Source organism: Desulfobulbus propionicus DSM 2032, assembly GCF_000186885.1.
GTDB lineage: Bacteria > Desulfobacterota > Desulfobulbia > Desulfobulbales > Desulfobulbaceae > Desulfobulbus > Desulfobulbus propionicus.
In genome coordinates, this window is the sequence record NC_014972.1 from 3,510,384 (window position 1) to 3,530,181 (window position 19,798).

Here is a 19,798-nt window from a genome sequence, read left to right on the forward strand (position 1 = left end):
GCTGGCCATCGCCGCCTCTTCCGGGTTTTTTCTTGCACGGTTTGTTTTCTTTTTACGGTCCCCGCCGCACCGGGGAAAACGGCAAGGAGCTGGTGAGCCGGCAACGGATACTCAAATTTTATTTCGCTGCATATTTGCGTATTTTTGCGCGATCAATTTAGGGTTATACCCTGTCGGCATCCGGTTCGCGGGGAGGGTGGCGATGGGTTGCTGCTCCCTGGTGGAGTAGTTGACAGGGAGACTGAGCGCGGAACCGGTTCTGGGCCGCATGCGCGCGGCCAACCGGTCAGCCTCGTTCTTGACGCTGAAATCGCCGCAGGTGACTCGGTAATAGATCCCCTTTTCCTCACCCAGATCGACTTTTGTCACCCGTAGATCCTCGGCGCCGACAATGTCCGCCAGTTTTTGCGCAAGAATCTGCATGCCTCTGCGCGCCGCCTCCATGGATTTATACGAGGCAAGATGGACGGCATAGGTGCCGGTGGTCCCGTTTTTTGTCGGCACAGCAGGTGGCTGTTCCGCTTTGCTGGCCGGTTGTGGGACGGGCGAGGGTATGGCGGCGCGCGTTTCGGTTTCGCGGCGCGCGACCCCGGCTTTGCCATTCGGGGCAGCATTGCCGGTACCTGTTTGGGCGGCGAAGGTGCTTGCCGCCAAGGTCAAGGGGGCAATGGAAAGAGTGGTTGTTTGTTTGGCGGAAGGCGGTGCGGATGGTTTGACAGCGGCAAGGGCTTCATGCCCCATCCCTTGCCGGGTGTCGGAAGAACCGGGCGCGGAGGGGGCCGGTCTGTCGGCAGGCGCCTTGTCGCGATTCCTGTATTCAGGTGGGGCAAGAATGATATCGTTGCCGCGGGCGATGGTGCCGTCGTTGTCGATGACAATCTGTTTTTGCCATTCGTCGACCGATTCCTTGAGGCGGGGATCGGTGCTGGAGGCCTGCAGTGTGTAGGTGCCAGGGAAGACTTTTTCAAACAGGTAGAATCCGTCGTATTCGGAAACGGTTTTTTGGACCTGCTTCCCCTGCTTGTCGAGCAGTTCCAACTGCACGTTGGCCAGGGGTTCCTTGACGCCCTCCCTGTTGGCAACGTACACCATGCCGTCGATTTCTCCGGTGGAAACAACAGGAAAGTCGATGGAATGGACACTGCCCGAACGAGGCAGGACCGCCACGCCGGGAACAGCGGGTTGCCAGTGGGGATCTTTCAACGAATCCGGATCAATTTCCACATCGGTTGGCTCGGAGGCGGCGAGCCCGGTGAATTGTGCAACGCCCTGATCATTGGTCCGGACATTTCTCCTGAGTTGCCTGGCCACCACCCTGACCTCGGGCAGGGGCGTGTCATCTTGATCAAAGACCTTGTTGTTGTTGGCGTCGTGATAAACAAACGCCGTCGTCGCGCCGCGGCCGGATCGTTTTTCCGATTTCACCACGATTTCCTCGCTCACCGGATCCTTCCCCAGGGAAAAGGAAAGGCCGAGAAAGGCACCAAAATTTCCTTCGGAATCGTACAGGAGACTGGGAGAAAGAATATATTGGCCAGTGTCGAAGTCAAGGCTGGCCCTGGCCGTGGTCAAGTCTTCCTGCAAATCGTCATCCACCTCGCGAATGACACTGGCGCCGGCGCTGATCCCCTGCGCGATCGGCCAGTGTCCGGACAATTTATAGTCGGTTATGCCGCTTGCTTCACCGAGGTCATACCCGACACCCGCGGTGATCCGCCCCCTGCCGATCGTGCCGCTGGCCTGAAATTCGCCATCCACCGGCGCGCTGGTGCCCTCGCCGGTTTCTCCATCATTCCAATGGAGCACATTGGAGAGGTGGATGCCTTTGATGGCGCTTGACAACCGCGCGCTGGTCCGGCCCGTTTCCGAATCTTCGTAGGTGGTGTTCTCCCTGGAGAGGGTATAGGAAAGTGTGGGCAAGAAGGTGAATTCGGAAAAACTGCCATTCACCCCGAAGGACGTCCGTTCTTTCAAGATCCTGTCCGGATTGTTCTCGTCGACGAAGTCGGAAAAAATCTCGTGTTTGGCCCGGAGATTGACCGGGCCCCAAGCTGTCTGCCCCTGGATGGAGTGACCGTTGCCGCCAGTGCTGTCGGTGATGGTATTGATCTCGCCATAGAGCGAGGAAAGAGAACCGTTGAGGCCGGCCTGCAGATAATTGTGCAGCGTGTCGTCGAATTCAACGCGTGAGAGTCCTGCTGTTGCCGAAAGGTGATCCGTTACCCCATAAGCGAATTTGCCGACGAGCCGTTCGCCCTCGCCTGCGCTGGTTTCCTCCTGGTCGAGGCCAAGCACGGTGTTTTTTCTCTGGGTAGCGGAGAGGTTGTACTCAAAACCACCGGCTTTGAGCATTCCCGAGCCGACATTGATATTTTTGGTCTCGACCATGCGGCGCTGGCCCTGCGGGCCATGGGCGAGCAGCTGAAAGGCATTGGCGCCAAAATAGACCGGGATATCCTCGAACACATAACGCCCGTCGCTCCCCACCCGGACCGAATTGATCAGGTTCCCGTTTTGGTACAGCTCGACATCCCAGCCAGGCTGCGCATTCCCCTCGAACCGGGTGGTGTCAAAATCCCGGTTGCGTTGAACGTCGCCGTTGGCAACAAAAACGCCGCGCTCGACGCTCCTGTTCCCGAGGATAGGCAGAGCCACGGGAGACACATCGCCCGCCGCGATCTTGCTGGCCCGCATCGGTCCAAGCATCGTGCTCTCTTTATCCATCTTCTCCAGGGTGATGCGGGCATTGTCCAGGGGCTCTTCCTCGTCACCCGAGAAAAAGGCCTTGGCGCTGGCGTGCGCGAGATCGCCCTCGGCCACAAGGGCATGGTTGATGCGGAACATATTGCTTTCCTGGCCGTTCTTCTCAATGCCGCTGGTCAGGGATACGTCCATCACCGGAAAGGAGTACAATTCGTATGGCGCCTGTTTCGGGGTGTACTTTAGGCTGGTATCCTCCTTTTCCGAGAGCCCCTTGCGCTTTCTTTCCCGTTCGTATTGCGCCTGAAGGGGTAATTGTTCCCTCGGTGTCAGCTTGGCGCTCATTTCCCCGGTGGACACAACAATATCAACTGGAAACCACCGGCTCAGCAGCTGACTGTCGACATAGATGTCGTCCTCGCCGACAAAGATTTGACCCTCATTCCAATCAGCTGTTTTTCCTTCAATTTTTATATTTTTTTTGGCCGCATCCAGAGAGAAGGTCCGGTCTTCGGAGATGATCCATCCGCTTGCGACACCTTGCTGCGCGTCGACCTTGAAGGTGAAGCCAAGGGCCTGGGCAATGCCGCCGACAGGCAGCAGGGTACTCTTCTGGTCGCCGTAGGCGACAATCTCCTGCTTCACGCCAATTTCCGGGCAGACTGCACTTAAAATGAGCAGGTTATCCTCGTTGATCGGAGACTCCGGAGGAGAGGGAGGGGGGGCCGTTGCGGTGCCAGGGGGAGCGAGGTCGGGAGTGGTGGGCGAGGGTTGTTGAGACTGGAGTTCGTGGGCGGTGGGCAGATTGATTCCGGCAAGACGGGCCTGCGAGGTCAGGTGATCGAATTGTTGCCAATTAATTGACTTTCCCGCTGCGTGATCCTGGAGCAAGGATTCCCGTTTGAGCACGGTTTCGGCAAGTTGCCGGGCCTGGGGGGCATTGTTTTGACGAAGCCGCTGCCACTGGGCGTACTGATCTGTTTGGCGCAGGAGGATGTCCGCCTGTTCAAGAGCCAGGGATGCGTCAAAGACGGCCGCCGAACCACCGGTGGATCGCCCGGAGGGCAGCGGCTCGCTTGCGGCTTTGGCGATGTGGGCAACGGATGCGGTCAAAGGCGCCCTTCGTGTTCAGAGTCGAAAAATGGGCCTATACGTTTTGTCGGGAACACTGGGTGGCAAGCAATTTTTGCACCAGTATAAAATGAGGTATGGAGGCGAGCAGGAAGGATGATCCTTGAGGGGGAAAGGCGCACATGGAGGCGGCCAGAAAAAGCTGACAGGGGCAATCAGGCCTGCTGTTCGTCTACCCGGCGCATGCCTTCCATGACCAGTCCCATGAAGCCGCCGATGACCTCCAGTTGCTTTTCCTCGGCGGAGAGTCCGGAAGTGTAGGTGAAGGTGCCGTCGCTCTTGGCCAGCAGGGCAAAAAAGGCTTCCTTGCCGCTCAATTCCTTGTACTGGGTTTTCACCAGTTCGCCTTCATTGAAGGCAACCGTGGCGTTGCCGTCGTCGAGTACCAACAGCACCTTGCCGGTTTTCTGGCTGGAATTGATCAGCTGGAACAGCTCGACGGCGTTGATGTCCGACAGCCTGCCGGTCATGCCCGAGCTGATGGTGCCGGCCCGCAGGGTATTGGCCTGGGCGCGCTCTACCAGGAGGCGGTAGAAAAAGACCTGGAGCACCGGATAACGGTTGAGGGTGTGCTTGAAATCCTTGCTGGAAAGAGTGGCCAGGCGGGTTCTTTCCCGCGAATGGATGGAGGTGGTGATCGGTTCGCCGGACAGCAGGCTCATCTCGCCGAAAATGTCGCCCACGGTCATTTCGGAGAGGGTCTGCCCTTCGTCGCCGATAACCGCCACCCGGCCTTCGAGAACGATGTACAGACTGGTGCCCGGATCGCCTTTTTTGAGGATGATTTTGTGGGCGTCGTATTCCTTGAGCTGCAACTGCGCCGACAGATCGCGCAGGCTGTCTTCGGTGAGCGGCTCGAAAATTTCCAGCTTGCGCAACACGTCATAAAACTTATCCAGATGGCGCATCCGCGCCTTCTGTTCGGCGGCGGCCAGCAGCTTCATCTGCAACGTGGCGAATCCCTTTTCTTTTTTGAATTCAAAACGAATCAGGCCGGTACATCCGCCGCATTCAAACTTGACTTTCTGCACCCCGGAGGGGGAAAACCGCTCCAGGCTTTTTTTCTCGGCCACGGCCTTCATCAGCTCGCGCACCATCAGCAGGCAGACCGCCTTGCCTTCGGGGACGATCAAGGCCATGTTCTCGACCTTGAATTCCTCGCCCACATTGTAAATGGGGCAAGAACGTTCTTCGGTGACGATGAAGATCGCGTCACGGTATTGACTGGCGTTGCGTTTGGGCTCGTTGGTGTTCATGCGAAAAGGAAAGGAATCGCGGCGCCGAACAGCGGGCCGGCGCCGCTCGTGGCTCAGTCGGAACGACCGAAGAGCAGGTAAATGATGAACCCAAGAATCGCGGCACCGCCGAACAGCACCGGAAGCACCTTGTTCACCTGCAGCTCGCCGTTGACCACCAGGGTTTGCATGTACTGCGTGCCGGAAGCCCACCAGATGGCCAGCACCGCCCCCAGGATGATCAGGTCGCGGAGGGCCTTCTTGTAGAGCAGGTAGCCGACAAGGGCAATGAAGGGAACGAGAAACCAGGGATTGGAAAACAGCCCGGAAAAGTCGACCTCCTTGATCTGCTCCGGCAAATGGGTTTCCTGCACAAGCCGCCCGACGGGCTCGATGAGGTCCCCGATTTTTTGTAGAATCGAATCGATCGTTGCGCCGAAATCCACTCGCGTTCTCCTTGTTTGAAAGAATGATCCATGCCTTCAACCGGCGGGTTGTCCTGCTGACATGCACGCCGTCGCATCACCGGTAGGTCTATGGTATCAGCGGTAAATCGGTTCGTCAAAATGAAAACGGCCAGAGTCCGCTTTCCTTCCCTGCGACCCCTCACCTGTTTAACCTTTTTGTTTTTTGAAAAACCCATTCACTACAAAAATGGGCGAATTGTTCATTATCGGCTCATTGCCTCGCCACGGCCATCCGATTAAAAAATATATAATTATAACAAGATAAATAATTATACTCTGAAAAATGATCAGGTGGCACTCTTTTTGATAAACAACAAGAAACACCAACTGGAAGCGGTTATTCACAGGGGCACCAGGCCTGTCGGCACTCACCCGTGCGTTTGACCAGCGACCAGCGAGCGTGTTGGCGAAGTGCAAGCAGCCATTCGTTCCACCTCCCTCCTCCAACCGGCTGCCCCGTCCTCCTCCTCTCTGCGGGGCAGCCCCCTCCTCCTGCAAAGGGGCAAGTATGCAGAGGCGTCCATGGCATACAGCGTTCTTGTCGTGCAGCACTCCAAATGGCACCCTCCGGGCAAAGGGTTGGTGCGGCTGGCCCGCGTGGGGCAGATCACCCTGCGAGTTGTCGAAATGTGGCGGGAAAGCGCCGCTGACTTGGCCGAATTCGACGCCCTGATCATTCTAGGCGGGCCGTGTGATCACGACCAGGATGGATCGCATCCCCTTCTTGGCGAGGAAAAACGGCTGGTACGGGCGTGGATGCATCTCAACCGGCCCTGCCTTGGATTCAATCTTGGCCTGCATTTGATCGCCGAGCTCATGGGCGCGGTCATCGGACCGGCGCATGTACCTGGAACGGGATTCGTTGCCGGCCATCTGACCCATGAGGGGAAAAAACACCCTCTTTTTCATGGGCTGCGGTCACCTCTGACACTCTTCAAGGGGCATGGGCGGGAGATTCAATCCCCGCTGCCCCGTTCCATGGTTTTGCTTGCCACCTCCAAGGAGTGCATGGTAGAAGCATGCTGCCTCGAAGGCCGTCCGCATATCGTTGGCCTGCAATGCGACAATTATTTAGGGGTGCTGGAAGAGGTCGGCACTTGGCGCATGCACAGAAAGCGGCCGGTGGCCCCGGGACAACCCTTGGCGGCGGAATTGAACGCCGCCACTAGCGAAAAGGCCGCGGAGAGCTCGGCGACCTTCAGCCTGCTGCTGCACAATTTTATTACCCTGGTCGGGCGGTAACCGCCCACGAGCCCCCCCTCGCCACTGTCCATTGACCGCGCATGAGCATTCTCAGTCAACAGTCCGTTTTCTCCGCCATGCTCCAGGATGGCCCTTTCGCCATTGGCAGCGCCCCGCCCCTGGCCCATCCCTTCTCCGCCGAGAGCAAGCAGTGGGTCAGGAACATCCGCCACAATCAACTGTTGAAAACCAAGTATCGTTCGGTCCGCAACCAGATCTTCGATCTCCTGGGGGTCAATACCTTCGACGAAATTCTGGTGCTGATCCACGACCAGGAGCGACGGGCCAAGGCAGCGGAGCGCGCCTACCTGCTGCTGGGCAACATGTTCGGCATCGTGGGTTCCGGCCAGGAAGTGGTGCGGCATCTGCACGAATACGCTCGCACCGCCGACGATGTGATCAGCTCGCTGCGGGCCAAGGTGCTGGCGCCTTACAGCGCCCATATCGAAACCACCAACGAGATTGTCACCGCCTGGGATCCGGTCGAACTGCTGCTGGCCCTGTTTGACGATCGCTACCACAAGAAAGCCCGGTTTGAGGCCAAGCGCAAACTGGCGCTGATGGGACTGGCCGGCTCCATCGACCAGCGGGAACGGGAAACGCGGATTGCCGAAAAATTTCTCGATTTTCTCGCCTTTCTCAACGCCTACGTGTGGAGTCCAGATCTCAAAATCGGTGACCTGGAGATCCGCTATCTGCACAGCGCCCACAACGCGGAGGATTTCAGCTGTACACGGGTGGACGTGCTCTCCGAGGAAGAGGCGCGCGCGATGACGCCGGCGGCCGGTGAAAAGCTGACCTTGGTCAAACGGCGGCGGTTTCGCGACAACGACATCGACATTCCCATCTACGTCACCATCCGCAAGAAGGAACCCGCGGCCAAGGTACTCAAACTGCTGCGCAAGAACGACAAGAATCCGGCCACGGCGGTGGACGACGAGCTGGGATTGATGGCGGTGCTCAACTCGGTCAACGATGTCAAGCGGTTTGTCCGTCATCTGACCCGCAGCGCCGCGCGGGCGAAATCGTTCATGACCCTGGAGGATATCTCCGACACCCTCACCGGCGGCGAGTATCAGGGCCGCGCCACCGGCAGCTCCGGCAAGACCTCGATGCTCAAATTTTTCGCCCGCACCGGCGGCATGCGCATCGAGTTCATCATTCACACCAACCGTTCCTACCTCAACTACATCTATCAGCGCGACGTGGCCCACGACGAATACGAGGTCAAGCGTATCTTCGACACCGGCGTGGTCGAATTCCTCTTTCCGCCGGACATCTACCGTCTGGATCTGCGGACGATCCGCGACCAGCAATTGGCCCGTTTCCGTCGACAGATCGAGGAGCGCTGACCGGCGCGGCGCCAGCGCCGCCCTTCCCCTCCGTGACCAAGAGGCCGATCCCCCGCCAGCACGACGCCTAGCGGGCCCCACTTCGCGGCATCCGCCGTCACGGTTCACGCCCCGTCTGTAACTCTGCCTTTTTCTTGACGGGCCGACCGTCCTTCCGCCCCCACCATTTTGTCGCCCTCCTACCTGTTTGTCGAACAAGCAACATTTCTGGACCGCTCCCGTTGATGATCCCGGCCTGGGGATCCCGGGAGAAAAAATCGTAATTTATTGTTTTCCCAACAATATTTTCAACTTCTCATCTCCTGGCATGCCCATTGCCTTAGAGAGGGCACAGGGCGGCGCCGTTCGCCCTCGACCAAGGCTGACAACGGGCCGGCGCGATCCGGCAACATATCCTGCATATACACAAAGGAGTCAACGCAATGAGAAAGGTAGCCATCTACGGAAAAGGCGGCATCGGCAAATCCACCACCACCCAGAACACCGTTGCCGGTCTGGTCGAAATGGGCCGCAAGGTCATGGTTGTCGGCTGCGACCCCAAGGCCGACTCCACCCGTCTGCTGTTGGGCGGACTGGCGCAGAAATCGGTGCTCGACACCCTGCGCGAGGAAGGCGAGGACGTGGAACTCGACGATATCCGCAAGAAAGGATACGGCGGCACCTGGTGTGTCGAGTCCGGCGGACCGGAGCCCGGTGTCGGCTGCGCGGGTCGGGGCATCATCACCTCGATCAACATGCTCGAGCAGTTGGGCGCCTATGACGAGGGCGAAGGCCTGGACTATGCCTTTTACGACGTGCTCGGCGACGTGGTCTGCGGCGGCTTCGCCATGCCGATCCGCGACGGCAAGGCCGAGGAGATCTACATCGTCTGTTCCGGCGAGATGATGGCCATGTACGCGGCCAACAACATCTGCAAGGGCATCATGAAGTTTGCCCAAAGCGGCAACGTCCGTCTGGGCGGGTTGATCTGCAACTCCCGCGCCGTCGATAACGAACGGGAGATGATCGAGGAGCTGGCCAAGAAGATCGGCACCCAAATGATCTACTTCGTGCCCCGCGACAACGACGTGCAGCGGGCCGAGATCAACCGCCAGACGGTGATCGAGTGGAACCCGCAGGTCAAACAGGCCGATGCCTATCGCGGCCTGGCCAAGGCCATCGACGAGAACCAGATGTTCGTCATCCCCAAACCGCTGGCCATTGAAGAACTCGAGCAGCTGCTGCTGGACTACGGTCTGATGGAAGCATAACAACAACAAACAGATATTCACCAAGGAGCCACTCCCATGTTGATCATGATCAGAGCCATCATCCGTCCCGAAAAAGCCGACGCCGTCCTCGCCGCCCTCATGGATGCCGGATTTCCCGCAGTAACGAAATATTCTGTCGCCGGTCGCGGCAAGCAACGCGGCATCAAGATCGGCGAGGTCACTTACGACGAGATCCCCAAGACCATGCTGATGAGCGTCATCAACGAAGAAGACAAGGAGTTCGTCATCAACACCATCATTAACACCGCCCGTTCCGGGGCCAAGGGGGCCTTCGGCGACGGCAAGATCTTCGTCAGCGACGTCGAGTGCGCCTACACCATCAGCTCCGGCGTCAAGGAAGGCGCGGAGGTGGCGGCATGAAAGAGGTGATCGCCATTGTGCGCATGAACATGATGAACCAGACCAAGAAGGCCCTGACCGCGGCCGGGGTGGATGCGTTTTTCGCCCATGAGGCCACGGGCCGGGGCAAAGGGTTCGTCAACCCCCAGGTCCTCTCCGGCGCCGAGGAAGGGTATGAAGAGGCCGCCTCGCTGCTCGGCGAGAAGGGCAAGCTCTATCCCAAGCGGGTGATCACCATTGTCGTCGATGACGACCTTGTCGACACCGTGGTCGACACCCTGATCACCACCAACAAGACGGGCAAACCGGGCGACGGCAAGGTATTCGTGCTGCCGATCAAGGATTCCGTCCGGGTACGAACGGGCGAAGCCGGAATCAAATCGATCTCGTAACAGCCTAAGGAGAATACAACATGGCAACGGCAAAGAAAAAGCTCGTTCAGTGGGAACCCACGGACATCAAGAAAGAGCTGCTCAAGAAATATCCGGCCAAGGTAGCCCGCAAGCGGGCCAAACAGATCCTGATCAACGAGGCCCTGGAAAACACCACCCCGGAGATCACCGCCAACGTGCGCACCATCCCCGGCATCATCACCATGCGCGGCTGCACCTACGCCGGCTGCAAGGGCGTGATCATGGGCCCGACCCGCGACATCGTCAACCTGGTGCACGGGCCGATCGGCTGCAGCTTTTATGCCTGGCTGACCCGGCGCAACCAGACCGACGCCGGGGTCGACGGCGAGAACTACATGCCCTACTGCTTCTCCACCGACATGCAGGATTCGGACATCATCTTCGGCGGCGAGAAGAAACTGGCGGCGGCCATCCAGGAGGTCTACGACCTGTTCCACCCCAAGGCGATCACCATCTTCGCCACCTGTCCGGTGGGGCTGATCGGCGACGACATCCACACCGTTGCCCGCACCATGAAGGAAAAACTGGGCGACTGCAACGTCTTTGCCTTCAGCTGCGAGGGCTACAAGGGCGTGAGTCAGTCGGCCGGCCACCACATCGCCAACAACCAGGTGTTCACCCACATGGTCGGCGAGAACAACGAACCGAAAGAGGGCGAGTACAAGATCAACCTGCTGGGCGAGTACAACATCGGCGGCGACGGTTTCGAGATCGACCGGATCCTGCGCAAGTGCGGCATCACCACCATCTCGACCTTCTCCGGCAACTCGACCTACGACCAGTTCGCCAGCGCCCACATGGCCGATTTGAGTTGCGTCATGTGCCATCGCTCGATCAACTACGTGGCCGACATGATGGAAATCAAGTTCGGCATCCCGTGGATCAAGGTCAACTTCATCGGTGCCAAGTCGACCGCCAAGTCGCTGCGCAAGATCGCCGAGTACTTCGGCGAGCAGAAACTGATCGACCGGGTGGAGGCGGTGATCGCCGAGGAGATGCCCCAGGTGGAGGCGGTGCGCCAGGATGTGCTGCCGCGCACCACCGGCAAGACGGCCATGCTCTTTGTCGGCGGCAGCCGGGCCCATCACTACCAGGATCTGTTTAGCGAAATGGGCATGAAGACCCTTTCCGCCGGGTATGAGTTCGCTCACCGCGACGACTACGAGGGACGCCACGTCATCCCCCATCTCAAGGTGGATGCCGACAGCCGCAACATCGAGGAAATCGAGGTCGAGGCCGATCCCAAACGTTACCGGCCGCGCAAGACCGAGGCGGAACTACAGGCCCTGGCAGCCCAGGGCTTCACATTCAAGGAGTACGATGGCATCCTTCCGGACATGGAAGCCGGCACCCTGGTCATCGACGATCTCAACCAGTACGAGGCGGAAAAACTGGTGGAACTGATGCAGCCGGATATCTTCTGCGCCGGCATCAAGGAGAAGTTTTCCATCCAGAAGCTGGGCGTGCCGATGAAACAGCTGCACAGCTACGACTCCGGCGGACCCTATGCCGGATTCAAGGGCGCGGTCAACTTCTACAGGGAGATCGATCGGCTGGTCAACAGCAAGGTGTGGGGATACATGAAGGCCCCCTGGCAGGAAAACCCGGAACTCTCGGCCACCTACGTGTGGGAATAACGCAACAACCAAGAGGGTAGAACAATGCTCCTACGACATACACCCAAGGAAATCAACGAGCGCAGCGCCGTGACCATCAATCCGGCCAAGACCTGCCAGCCCATCGGCGCCATGTACGCGGCACTGGGCATCCATGGCTGTCTCCCCCACAGCCATGGATCCCAGGGCTGCTGTGCCTACCACCGCAGCGCCCTGACCCGGCACTACAAAGAGCCGGTCTCGGCCGCCACCAGCTCCTTTACCGAAGGATCCTCGGTGTTCGGGGGCCAGGCCAATCTGCTGCAGGCGATCAACAACATCTTTACCGTCTACAACCCGGACGTCATTGCGGTGCACACCACCTGTCTGTCGGAGACCATCGGCGACGACCTCAACCAGATCTTTGACAAGGCCCGGAAAGAGGGCACTGTGCCGGCGGGCAAGACCCTGGTCGGGGCCTCCACGCCGAGCTACGTCGGCTCGCATGTGACCGGCTTTGCCAACATGGTCAAGGCCATGGCCGACCTGGCTGAACCCACCGGCAAGAAGAACGGCAAGGTCAACGTCATCCCCGGCTGGGTGGAACCCTCGGACATGGAAGAGATCAAGCGGCTGGCCAAGTTGGTGGGCGCGGACATCACCCTGTTCCCGGATACCTCCGGCGTGCTCAATGGCCCGCTGTCCGGCGAGTACCACATGTTTCCCCAGGGCGGCGTCACCGTGGCCGAACTCAAGGGCTGCGGTGATGCCATCGGTACCCTGGCGCTGGGCGACTGGTGCTCGGCCGATGCCGCCCGATTGCTCGACACCAAGCACAAGGTGCCCTGCCGCATTCTCGACATGCCTTACGGACTCAAGGCCACCGACCGGTTCATCGACGCCCTGCGCATTATCAGCGGCACCGTGGTTCCGGATGAAGTGTCGTACGAGCGCGGCCAGCTGGTCGACCTGATCTCGGACATGCACCAGTACTTCTACCACAAGAAGGTGGCGTTGTTCGGCGACCCCGATCAGTTGATCAGCATGACCGAGTTTCTGGTGTCCATCGACATGTGCCCGGTGCATATTGTCACCGGTACGCCCGGCAAGCGGTTCGAGCGACGGATCAAGGAACTGACCAAGGATTCCCCTTTCCCGGTCAATGTCCGCGCCAAAGGCGACCTGTTCCTCCTGCACCAGTGGATCAAGAACGAGCCGGTGGACCTGCTGATTGGCAACACCTACGGCAAGTACATCGCCCGCGACGAGGACATCCCCTTCATCCGCTGGGGCTTCCCGATCCTGGATCGGCAGGGGCATCAGTACTTCCCGACCGTCGGCTACAAAGGCGGTCTGCGCTTCCTCGAAAAGGTGCTGAACGCCCTCCTGGATCGGCAGGACCGGGATGCGCCGGAAGAGAAGTTCGAACTGGTCTATTAACCACCAACAGTCCGGCGGAGGGTTCCTCCTTGTCCCCCGCCGGATTCTTCGTCTTTCAACCCACGGGTCGACCATCATGCCTGTTATCCCCATCTCCAGCGCCCCCGGCTTTGCCGCCCAGACCGGCGACCCGGCCATCCCATCCCTACGACTGCCAGTCGCCCCCTTGGCCTTCTGCCGCATGCGCCACGCACCGGAAAGCAAAGCCGGCCCGGCGTTGAGCGCGGCAGACGTATTGGCTGAAGTGGACCGCCGTCAAGGTGTGACGCAGGTCGAGCTGAACGGTCCCGGCGATCCCTTGGCCTCGATGCCAACAACCCTGGCGACCGTGGCCCTGCTCAGGCAGCATTACCCGGACCTGATCATCGGTCTGGCCACGATTGGCCTCGGCGCGGCCGCGCACGCTGCCGAACTGGCGGCGGCCGGGGTGAGCAAGGTGACCCTTTTGATTGAAACCCTGGACGCGGCCACGGCGGAGCAGCTCTACGCCTGGATCCGCCCCGGCAAGAAAACGCTCCCGCTGGGGGAGGTGGTGCCGTTTGTGCTGGAGGAACAGGCCAGGGCGGTTCCGGCCCTGGCTGACGCTGGTCTGTCGGTGACGGTCCGCACCACGGTCTGCCCCGGCCTCAATGCCCACCAGATCGTCACCATCGCGGAAACCATGGCCGAACTGGGCGCAACGGCCATGGAGCTGGTTCCCTTGATGGCCGATCCGCAGCAGGACAAGACCCCGGGCATGCCGACCCGGGTGCACATGGAGCAGATCGCCAACCTGACCAGCCGCTTCTTGCCGACCAGGTTCCAGCAGGTGGAAACGGATGCCTGTGGTTGCGACTGCGGCCCGCGCTGCGGCACCGGCGGCTCCTGCGGTTGCGGAGCCAAACCCGTTGCCCAGGCCCCGCTCCCCAAGCCGAGCAGCGAGCGTCCCCGGGTGGCGGTGGCCAGTGCCACCGGCATGGAGGTCGATCTTCACCTGGGACAGGCCAAGACGCTGCTGGTGTATGGTCCGCGCGAAGACGGACTCGTCTGTCTTCAGGAAATCCGCCAGGCCCCGGAACCGGGCAGTGGCGAATCGCGCTGGGAACAGTTGGCCGACACCCTGCACGACTGCTTTGCCCTGCTGGCGGCCAGCGCCGGCCAGCGGCCACGGGAAGTGCTTGCAGGGCGCGGCATCCGGGTCCTCCTCACCGAGGAGAATATCGAGGGCACGGTGGATGTGCTCTACGGCGGCGGAAAAGGTCAAACATGTAAACGATGAAAACTGCACAACGCATCTGAATCATAACGAAAGGAAGACACCATGGCTATCCCCGAACAACAAATCCTCGTCTGTCAGAGTTTCCGCACCAAGGGCGATCCCAAGGGTATCTGCCACAAACAGACCGACGGCTTTCTGCAGTACATTGAAGAAGAGATCCTCGATCGCGGCCTGGACGTGCAGGTCATTGCCACGGGCTGTCTCAAGCAGTGCGAGAACGGCCCGGTGCTGGTGGTGCAGCCGCAGAACTGGTGGTTCAAGGGTGTGACCAGCACCGGGATCATCGACGCCATCCTCGACGGTATCGAGGACGGCGAACCGGCCGCCGATTATCTGATCGAGTAGAACAGCGGCAGGGAACACGTCCATGACCTTCGTGCGCACCGCCAGGCCGCAGGATCTGGAGCATTTGGTGGAGTTGCTCCGGCTGCTGTTCGCCATTGAAGAGGATTTCAACGTCAACGCCGACAAGCAGCGCCAGGGGCTGGCTCTGGTCCTCGACGACGAGCGCAGCCGTGTGCTGGTGGCAGAGGTGCACGGAAAGGTTGTCGGCATGTGTACCGGCCAGCTGGTCATTTCCACGGCCGAGGGCGGTCCGGCCGTGTTGGTCGAGGACGTGGTGGTCGATCCCGGGCATCGGGGCCAGGGCATCGGACGTGCCCTGCTGGACGCCCTGGCCACCTGGGCGCGGAACCAGGGGGCCAGCCGAATGCAGCTCCTGGCCGATACCAATAATAGGCCGGCTCTGGTCTTTTACGACCGGCGGGGCTGGCAACGGACCGCGTTGATCTGCCTGCGGCGGCACCTATCCGGCATTTGAAACGCACGCATCCATCGTGCACAGGAGAATCCCATGGCTCCCTTTCTCCCTCCCGCCCTGGTGGGCTTGAGCGACATCCGCACCCAGGCCATCGAGGACTGGCAGCAGTACAAGCTCGAAGGAGAACAGTTTCTCCGTCTGGCCGAAACAGCCTTTCGCAAAAAGAAAAAAAACTTCACCACCGAAATCCTCTACAATCTCATCGCCATGGCCATCGAAAAACTGGTGATGAGCGCGCTCATGGAGATCGGCCGCCTGCCCTACAACCACACCATGCACGACCTGGTCGATGCCCTGGAACAGTGGCTGCCGGACGCGGTCCGCGGCTTGGAGGAATCCATCCGCAACCTGGACAGTTACCAGGACATCTGCGATCCGTCTGCGTGGACCGTCAAGGTGCCGACGCCGGCGGAAATCGACATCATGCTCCGAGTGGCGCGACAACTGGAGCAGCGGCTCGGCGAAGTTTGCCCCTGAGCCCGGTTCCGCGCGCAACGGCAAAAAAAGAGGGGAGCGGTCCGCACCGCTCCCCTCTTGTCGAGGCCATTCTCATTCGCCTTTGCCTTCAAGAGAGCCCGTTCATAAACTGACAACTTGAAAGCGAATTGGAATCAGCTCGTTACCGGTGGTGTCAATTGCCCCCTATCGCTTGCCTGCGCGGCGGAACTCCCAGGGAGGCACCGCGCCCGGCTCGCTCCAGAGCCCGGCCCGCGTGGCCTTGGCGGCCTCTTCCATCTTGACCCATTTTTCGCAGAAGTCCTCCTTGCAGGAGGGGCGATGCACCCACGCCTGCCCATTGACCACCATCAGTTCGTTGATGTTATCGCCACCAAGAGAAACGATCCCCATTGTCCGGCCGTTTTTGTCCGCCTTCTTTGGTTCGATATCCACCCGTTCCCCCTTGACGAACGAACCAAGGAACTCCTTGGACTTTTTACCGTAACTTTGCCTCGGCTCGGGGGCGTCAATACCATAAAGACGAACGCGTTTTTTTTTGTTGTCATGGAGCACGGTGATGGCGTCCCCCTCGTCCACCGACACGACTTTTCCGGAATAGGCAAAAGCAGGGGCTTGCATCAACGCCACGACCATGCACAGCAAAAAGAACCATCTCATTATTGTCCACACTCCTTATTCATTGCTCACAGAGATTTCCCCCCTCTTAACCGATTTGCCCCTGGGTTTTCCACGTAAAAATCGACTCCGGCGACAATCCCTTAACCATCCGGATAATCAGCCGATATTTAAATATTTTTGCCCGCATCGGGACGACTCGAACTAAACCGGCGACGCACCGCACCGCATGACCACTCGTGGTGTTTTTACCTATTTTTCCGATATGCCGGAAAAATCGCACGAATTGTTCGGTTTTTCGAAAAAACAAACCAGCCTGTTCCGGCACGCCGAAACCTCAACGACAAATACAGGTTCTAATTTATTGAATTATATTGATATTTTTTTCATGAACACATTCTGGAGCGCATATTGCATACTCCAAAGTAATCAAAGCAACGTTGCCACCACCCCATACAAGGATCAGGCACAACGAAGGCAGGTGGAATATGAAGTGGATTATCGGGATGAGTTGTTTAGTGGGCTCCCTGTTGCTGGCGGCAACAGGTTCGGAAAGTGCGATTTTTCATGCCGCGGGTGTCTCTGAGATTCTGCACCGTGGCGACATCATGCGGTTGCATCAGGTGCCGGAACCGGCAACCATGTTTCTTTTGGGAACCGGCTTGATCGGCTTGTCCGCGATCATCAGGAAGAAGATGCGGTAACCGGTTGCAGCCGGGGAGATGCATGCCGAGGCAGGGCCGAACAGGTCCTGCTTTTTTTGTCCACGGGAAACGCTCCGCCTTCTCCCTCGACATTCCCGCTGAAAACTAGACAGCAAACACACCACTCAGGCCATCAGTTCCCAATAAGGATACAGCGGTGGGAAGGCCGAAGCGATATCCACCCGTTCCATTTCCGCCGCGAGTTTTTCGAGCACGGCACGATCCCCGGCGGCCTCGGCGAATTCGTGCACGCCGTCACCGATTCCGCGCAGTGCGCGCAGGAGGTGGTCACTCATCCCGGACCGAACCGCCTCCACCGTGAACAGCGCGCGTAGGGACGGAAAATGAAAGTCCGCCGCGAACAGATCATGCTGCTCGGCGGGCAACCGACGCACCGTGGCGTTGATCCATTGGGTGAACACCCGTGAAAAGAGCATGCCAGCCTGCCCCTGCATGGCCTTGTATTCCGGGAACAGCCGCTCGGCGGGATGGGTCCGCTGCCGCTGGCGGACAAATTCGACAAATCCCAATGTGGAAAGCATGGGGTGCAGAGGGATGTCGCGGGCCACTGTTCCGGGACGCCCGTTCCAGGGCGCCCTTGCCGCGACATGCATGATCCACAACCCGTGTCGCTGCCGCACGTCGTTGGCGGTCAGCAAAAAAATCTCGTCGCGCGTGGTTCCGGAGCAGACGGAGATCAAAGGGGCCCAATAGTGGGACAGAAAACCGGCCTTCTGGAAGGCACGAAAATTTTCCCGGGCAAATAACAGCGCCAGCGCCTCAGGGGTGAAGGGTGGCATGGAGGTGTTCACTGCTTTTGCCATCGCACCGCGAGAAAAGCGCCGGCGTCTGGGGATAGTCGGCCGCCCCGGGTCTCTGTCGCCGGGATCAGATCCACGGGATCGTCCTTTTGAAAATGAATGGCGGTCTTGACCTGGCATGGGACGGGAACGAGAGAGCGCATTTCCTCCGGCGATCTGAAACAAATTTCTTGGAACAAGGAATGGCCCTGTTCCGCCTTGCGCTTTCGCCGCGTCGCCCAGGGACTGCGACTATTGAGGGTGGTGACTACCACCGGGCCGCCCCTGCGGACGACCCGATTCAGTTCGGCAATGGCCTTGGCGGCATCGGCGACAAACTCAATCGCGGTCATGGAAAACACCCGGTCAAAACTGTTGTCGGCAAAGGGCAAGGCCCCCATGTCGGCGCACAGAGCGGTGAAACGAGGTCCCGCCGCCCGCTTCCGCGCCCTGTCCAGCATTGGCACCGACAGGTCCACTCCGATAACCATGGCCCCTCGATCAAGGACATCCCCGGTGAACAGACCGGTTCCGCAGCCGGCGTCCAGAATGCGTTCACCGGGTTGAGGGGCGAGGAATTCGAGCAGTAAGGCGGATTCGTAGATTTTGACCAACTGGCCTGTTGGGGTGTCGAACCAGCGGTCGTACTGTTCTGGCCAGGTGTCAAAGAGCGCGGTTGTCATGGTTGTCCTCGGGTGGATGGCGGGCTTGCCAGGCGTCCTTTGCCGGCAGTTCGCACAAGCGGTGCGAACGTACCACCTCGATCATCCGGCCGATCAGCTCGGAGTTGCTTTGGACGTGAAAAATATACCGGGGCACATTGCTTCCCGGCATTCGGGCCATGAACGGCTCGCCCCAAAAGCTCAGCAGGCATTCGATCCTGCCCACCTTCTCGATATCAGAGATGATCGCCGAAACTCCGCCGGCGATGGAGGTCCAGATCACCTCCTGCACCTTGGCCCGGCTGGGGCATTGGTCGATTTTCGGCATCACCTCCTTTTCCCAGAGGTCGCGGTCGGATTGATCGAGGATGAACTGGATCGAGTGAACGTTGGGATTTTCGATGGCTGTTTTGAAGAGGTCGTCGAACACCGCCTGGCGTTTGAACATCAGGGGACAAACGTGAAACCACAGCATTTCGTTGCAGGCATGATGAGAAAATTCCATCATCGCCTGGTGGATCTGCTGCGGGCCGATCAGGACCACGTCATGGGGCCGCAGCCGGGCCAACATTTCATTGAGGGAAAATTCCGTCCGCTGCAAACATTCCCCCAGACGCTCCCCGTCACGCTCGCGGCGCAGATCGCGCAAAAACAGCAGGGCAATCAGCACCACCGCGATCATGAGCAGGACATCCGATTCCACCAAGTGGAGAAAATGCATGAGGATGGCCGCCACTGCGGCAATAATGCCGGCAATGGCATCCCAGTCGTATTTCAGATATTGTTTCATCGCAACACGTCGTGATGTTTCTCGTTGATGGTCTTGCCGAGCGGGCGATCACCGAAAACCTGGTCGTATCGCTGTTCGATTGCTTAAGAGTGGGTAGCCGAGCGGTTCAATGGTGTCAATGCCTTTTCGTGAAGCCCTCGGCGGGATTTGACGACGGAGCCCCTCCGCAGGTCGATCTCATTTTTTATTTCATTCCAACCGGCCAAAACGAATGATAGTTCTTAATATCATTTATCCCTCATTTAACCAGCATTGCGACAGACGCCTGCTTGCTTATTGTGTAAAGCACAGGAACGAAAAAAGAGAATACGTAATCCCAATGGAGGATGTCATGGTTGGATATGAATCGCTAGCTTGGATCAAGGACAAAAACGGAAAGGAATATGTCTGCCCGATTGATGCGCTCAAGGGCGACATTAGCGATCGCGTTGAACTTAACGAGGACGAGCGGCGCGCATGCATGGACGTGAATCTGCTCATCGGCACCGAGCGCTGGTGAGAAGTG

At 59.1% G+C, this 19,798-nt stretch carries 20 protein-coding genes; 13 read left to right on the forward strand and 7 right to left on the reverse strand.

Features of this window, described 5'->3' with window-relative positions; all coding sequences use genetic code 11:
- Window positions 1-111 precede the first annotated feature (111 nt).
- From DESPR_RS15290 to DESPR_RS15300, 3 genes are all read right to left on the reverse strand, one after another.
- Window positions 112-3,813 (reverse strand): SpaA isopeptide-forming pilin-related protein, encoded by a 3,702-nt coding sequence (locus tag DESPR_RS15290; RefSeq protein ID WP_015725705.1) that lies wholly within the window; start codon window positions 3,811-3,813, stop codon window positions 112-114.
- A gap of 173 nt (window positions 3,814-3,986) precedes the next feature.
- Window positions 3,987-5,087, reverse strand: coding sequence for a cyclic nucleotide-binding domain-containing protein (locus DESPR_RS15295; RefSeq protein ID WP_015725706.1), 1,101 nt, complete (start codon window positions 5,085-5,087; stop codon window positions 3,987-3,989).
- A gap of 53 nt (window positions 5,088-5,140) precedes the next feature.
- Complete coding sequence (locus tag DESPR_RS15300; RefSeq protein WP_015725707.1) at window positions 5,141-5,512, reverse strand: hypothetical protein; 372 nt, start codon at window positions 5,510-5,512, stop codon at window positions 5,141-5,143.
- 543 nt (window positions 5,513-6,055) lie between these two features.
- On the opposite strand from DESPR_RS15300, the gene DESPR_RS15310 reads away from it, so the two are divergent.
- From DESPR_RS15310 to DESPR_RS15360, 11 genes are all read left to right on the forward strand, one after another.
- A complete protein-coding gene (locus DESPR_RS15310) occupies window positions 6,056-6,775 on the forward strand; it encodes a glutamine amidotransferase-related protein (protein WP_015725708.1) in 720 nt (239 codons plus the stop codon).
- Window positions 6,776-6,816: 41 nt separating this feature from the next.
- Window positions 6,817-8,127 (forward strand): hypothetical protein, encoded by a 1,311-nt coding sequence (locus tag DESPR_RS15315; RefSeq protein WP_015725709.1) that lies wholly within the window; start codon window positions 6,817-6,819, stop codon window positions 8,125-8,127.
- A 422-nt stretch (window positions 8,128-8,549) separates the two neighbouring features.
- Complete coding sequence (nifH, locus tag DESPR_RS15320; protein WP_015725710.1) at window positions 8,550-9,377, forward strand: nitrogenase iron protein; 828 nt, start codon at window positions 8,550-8,552, stop codon at window positions 9,375-9,377.
- A 36-nt stretch (window positions 9,378-9,413) separates the two neighbouring features.
- Window positions 9,414-9,758, forward strand: coding sequence for a P-II family nitrogen regulator (locus DESPR_RS15325; RefSeq protein WP_015725711.1), 345 nt, complete (start codon window positions 9,414-9,416; stop codon window positions 9,756-9,758).
- Window positions 9,755-10,129: a P-II family nitrogen regulator gene (locus tag DESPR_RS15330; protein WP_015725712.1), complete on the forward strand. Its 375-nt coding sequence runs from the start codon at window positions 9,755-9,757 to the stop codon at window positions 10,127-10,129. Before DESPR_RS15325 ends, DESPR_RS15330 begins: the two co-directional genes overlap by 4 nt.
- A gap of 20 nt (window positions 10,130-10,149) precedes the next feature.
- Window positions 10,150-11,787: a nitrogenase molybdenum-iron protein alpha chain gene (gene nifD, locus DESPR_RS15335; RefSeq protein ID WP_015725713.1), complete on the forward strand. Its 1,638-nt coding sequence runs from the start codon at window positions 10,150-10,152 to the stop codon at window positions 11,785-11,787.
- A gap of 24 nt (window positions 11,788-11,811) precedes the next feature.
- Complete coding sequence (gene nifK, locus DESPR_RS15340; protein ID WP_015725714.1) at window positions 11,812-13,185, forward strand: nitrogenase molybdenum-iron protein subunit beta; 1,374 nt, start codon at window positions 11,812-11,814, stop codon at window positions 13,183-13,185.
- A gap of 76 nt (window positions 13,186-13,261) precedes the next feature.
- On the forward strand, window positions 13,262-14,443 hold the full coding sequence (locus DESPR_RS15345) for a NifB/NifX family molybdenum-iron cluster-binding protein (protein WP_052302140.1): 1,182 nt from the start codon (window positions 13,262-13,264) through the stop codon (window positions 14,441-14,443).
- Between the two features lie 42 nt (window positions 14,444-14,485).
- The gene (locus DESPR_RS15350) at window positions 14,486-14,788 is read left to right on the forward strand and encodes a (2Fe-2S) ferredoxin domain-containing protein (protein WP_015725716.1); all 303 of its coding nucleotides are present in this window, start codon (window positions 14,486-14,488) and stop codon (window positions 14,786-14,788) included.
- Window positions 14,789-14,810: 22 nt separating this feature from the next.
- Window positions 14,811-15,263 carry a GNAT family N-acetyltransferase gene (locus DESPR_RS15355; RefSeq protein WP_015725717.1) on the forward strand — a complete coding sequence of 151 codons (453 nt, stop codon included), beginning with the start codon at window positions 14,811-14,813 and terminating at the stop codon, window positions 15,261-15,263.
- A gap of 33 nt (window positions 15,264-15,296) precedes the next feature.
- Window positions 15,297-15,740: a hypothetical protein gene (locus DESPR_RS15360; RefSeq protein WP_015725718.1), complete on the forward strand. Its 444-nt coding sequence runs from the start codon at window positions 15,297-15,299 to the stop codon at window positions 15,738-15,740.
- A gap of 165 nt (window positions 15,741-15,905) precedes the next feature.
- Here the strand turns inward: DESPR_RS15360 and DESPR_RS15365 are convergent, their stop codons facing one another.
- The gene (locus tag DESPR_RS15365) at window positions 15,906-16,379 is read right to left on the reverse strand and encodes a thermonuclease family protein (protein ID WP_015725719.1); all 474 of its coding nucleotides are present in this window, start codon (window positions 16,377-16,379) and stop codon (window positions 15,906-15,908) included.
- A 446-nt stretch (window positions 16,380-16,825) separates the two neighbouring features.
- Between DESPR_RS15365 and DESPR_RS15370 the strand changes: the two genes are divergently transcribed.
- On the forward strand, window positions 16,826-17,041 hold the full coding sequence (locus tag DESPR_RS15370) for a PEP-CTERM sorting domain-containing protein (RefSeq protein WP_015725720.1): 216 nt from the start codon (window positions 16,826-16,828) through the stop codon (window positions 17,039-17,041).
- A gap of 125 nt (window positions 17,042-17,166) precedes the next feature.
- Here DESPR_RS15370 and DESPR_RS15375 read toward each other — a convergent pair whose 3' ends face one another.
- From DESPR_RS15375 to DESPR_RS15385, 3 genes are read right to left on the reverse strand one after another with little or no spacing between them, the layout of a single operon-like run.
- On the reverse strand, window positions 17,167-17,865 hold the full coding sequence (locus tag DESPR_RS15375) for a site-specific integrase (RefSeq protein ID WP_015725721.1): 699 nt from the start codon (window positions 17,863-17,865) through the stop codon (window positions 17,167-17,169).
- Window positions 17,850-18,524, reverse strand: coding sequence for a class I SAM-dependent methyltransferase (locus DESPR_RS15380; protein WP_015725722.1), 675 nt, complete (start codon window positions 18,522-18,524; stop codon window positions 17,850-17,852). The genes DESPR_RS15375 and DESPR_RS15380 overlap by 16 nt, the downstream gene beginning before the upstream one ends.
- Entirely contained in the window at window positions 18,505-19,293 is a 789-nt protein-coding gene (locus DESPR_RS15385) for a hypothetical protein (protein ID WP_015725723.1), read from the reverse strand. The genes DESPR_RS15380 and DESPR_RS15385 overlap by 20 nt, the downstream gene beginning before the upstream one ends.
- A 331-nt stretch (window positions 19,294-19,624) precedes the next feature.
- Between DESPR_RS15385 and DESPR_RS15390 the strand changes: the two genes are divergently transcribed.
- Window positions 19,625-19,792 carry a hypothetical protein gene (locus tag DESPR_RS15390; RefSeq protein ID WP_015725724.1) on the forward strand — a complete coding sequence of 56 codons (168 nt, stop codon included), beginning with the start codon at window positions 19,625-19,627 and terminating at the stop codon, window positions 19,790-19,792.
- Window positions 19,793-19,798 lie beyond the last annotated feature (6 nt).

Coding starts and splice junctions, on each gene's coding strand:
- DESPR_RS15295 (WP_015725706.1), bottom strand. CDS start 5,087: ATGAACACCAACGAGCCCAAACGCAACGCCAGTCAATACCGTGACGCG.
- DESPR_RS15310 (WP_015725708.1), top strand. CDS start 6,056: ATGGCATACAGCGTTCTTGTCGTGCAGCACTCCAAATGGCACCCTCCG.
- DESPR_RS15315 (WP_015725709.1), top strand. CDS start 6,817: ATGAGCATTCTCAGTCAACAGTCCGTTTTCTCCGCCATGCTCCAGGAT.
- nifH (WP_015725710.1), top strand. CDS start 8,550: ATGAGAAAGGTAGCCATCTACGGAAAAGGCGGCATCGGCAAATCCACC.
- DESPR_RS15325 (WP_015725711.1), top strand. CDS start 9,414: ATGTTGATCATGATCAGAGCCATCATCCGTCCCGAAAAAGCCGACGCC.
- DESPR_RS15330 (WP_015725712.1), top strand. CDS start 9,755: ATGAAAGAGGTGATCGCCATTGTGCGCATGAACATGATGAACCAGACC.
- nifD (WP_015725713.1), top strand. CDS start 10,150: ATGGCAACGGCAAAGAAAAAGCTCGTTCAGTGGGAACCCACGGACATC.
- nifK (WP_015725714.1), top strand. CDS start 11,812: ATGCTCCTACGACATACACCCAAGGAAATCAACGAGCGCAGCGCCGTG.
- DESPR_RS15345 (WP_052302140.1), top strand. CDS start 13,262: ATGCCTGTTATCCCCATCTCCAGCGCCCCCGGCTTTGCCGCCCAGACC.
- DESPR_RS15350 (WP_015725716.1), top strand. CDS start 14,486: ATGGCTATCCCCGAACAACAAATCCTCGTCTGTCAGAGTTTCCGCACC.
- DESPR_RS15355 (WP_015725717.1), top strand. CDS start 14,811: ATGACCTTCGTGCGCACCGCCAGGCCGCAGGATCTGGAGCATTTGGTG.
- DESPR_RS15360 (WP_015725718.1), top strand. CDS start 15,297: ATGGCTCCCTTTCTCCCTCCCGCCCTGGTGGGCTTGAGCGACATCCGC.
- DESPR_RS15365 (WP_015725719.1), bottom strand. CDS start 16,379: ATGAGATGGTTCTTTTTGCTGTGCATGGTCGTGGCGTTGATGCAAGCC.
- DESPR_RS15370 (WP_015725720.1), top strand. CDS start 16,826: ATGAAGTGGATTATCGGGATGAGTTGTTTAGTGGGCTCCCTGTTGCTG.
- DESPR_RS15375 (WP_015725721.1), bottom strand. CDS start 17,865: ATGGCAAAAGCAGTGAACACCTCCATGCCACCCTTCACCCCTGAGGCG.
- DESPR_RS15380 (WP_015725722.1), bottom strand. CDS start 18,524: ATGACAACCGCGCTCTTTGACACCTGGCCAGAACAGTACGACCGCTGG.
- DESPR_RS15385 (WP_015725723.1), bottom strand. CDS start 19,293: ATGAAACAATATCTGAAATACGACTGGGATGCCATTGCCGGCATTATT.
- DESPR_RS15390 (WP_015725724.1), top strand. CDS start 19,625: ATGGTTGGATATGAATCGCTAGCTTGGATCAAGGACAAAAACGGAAAG.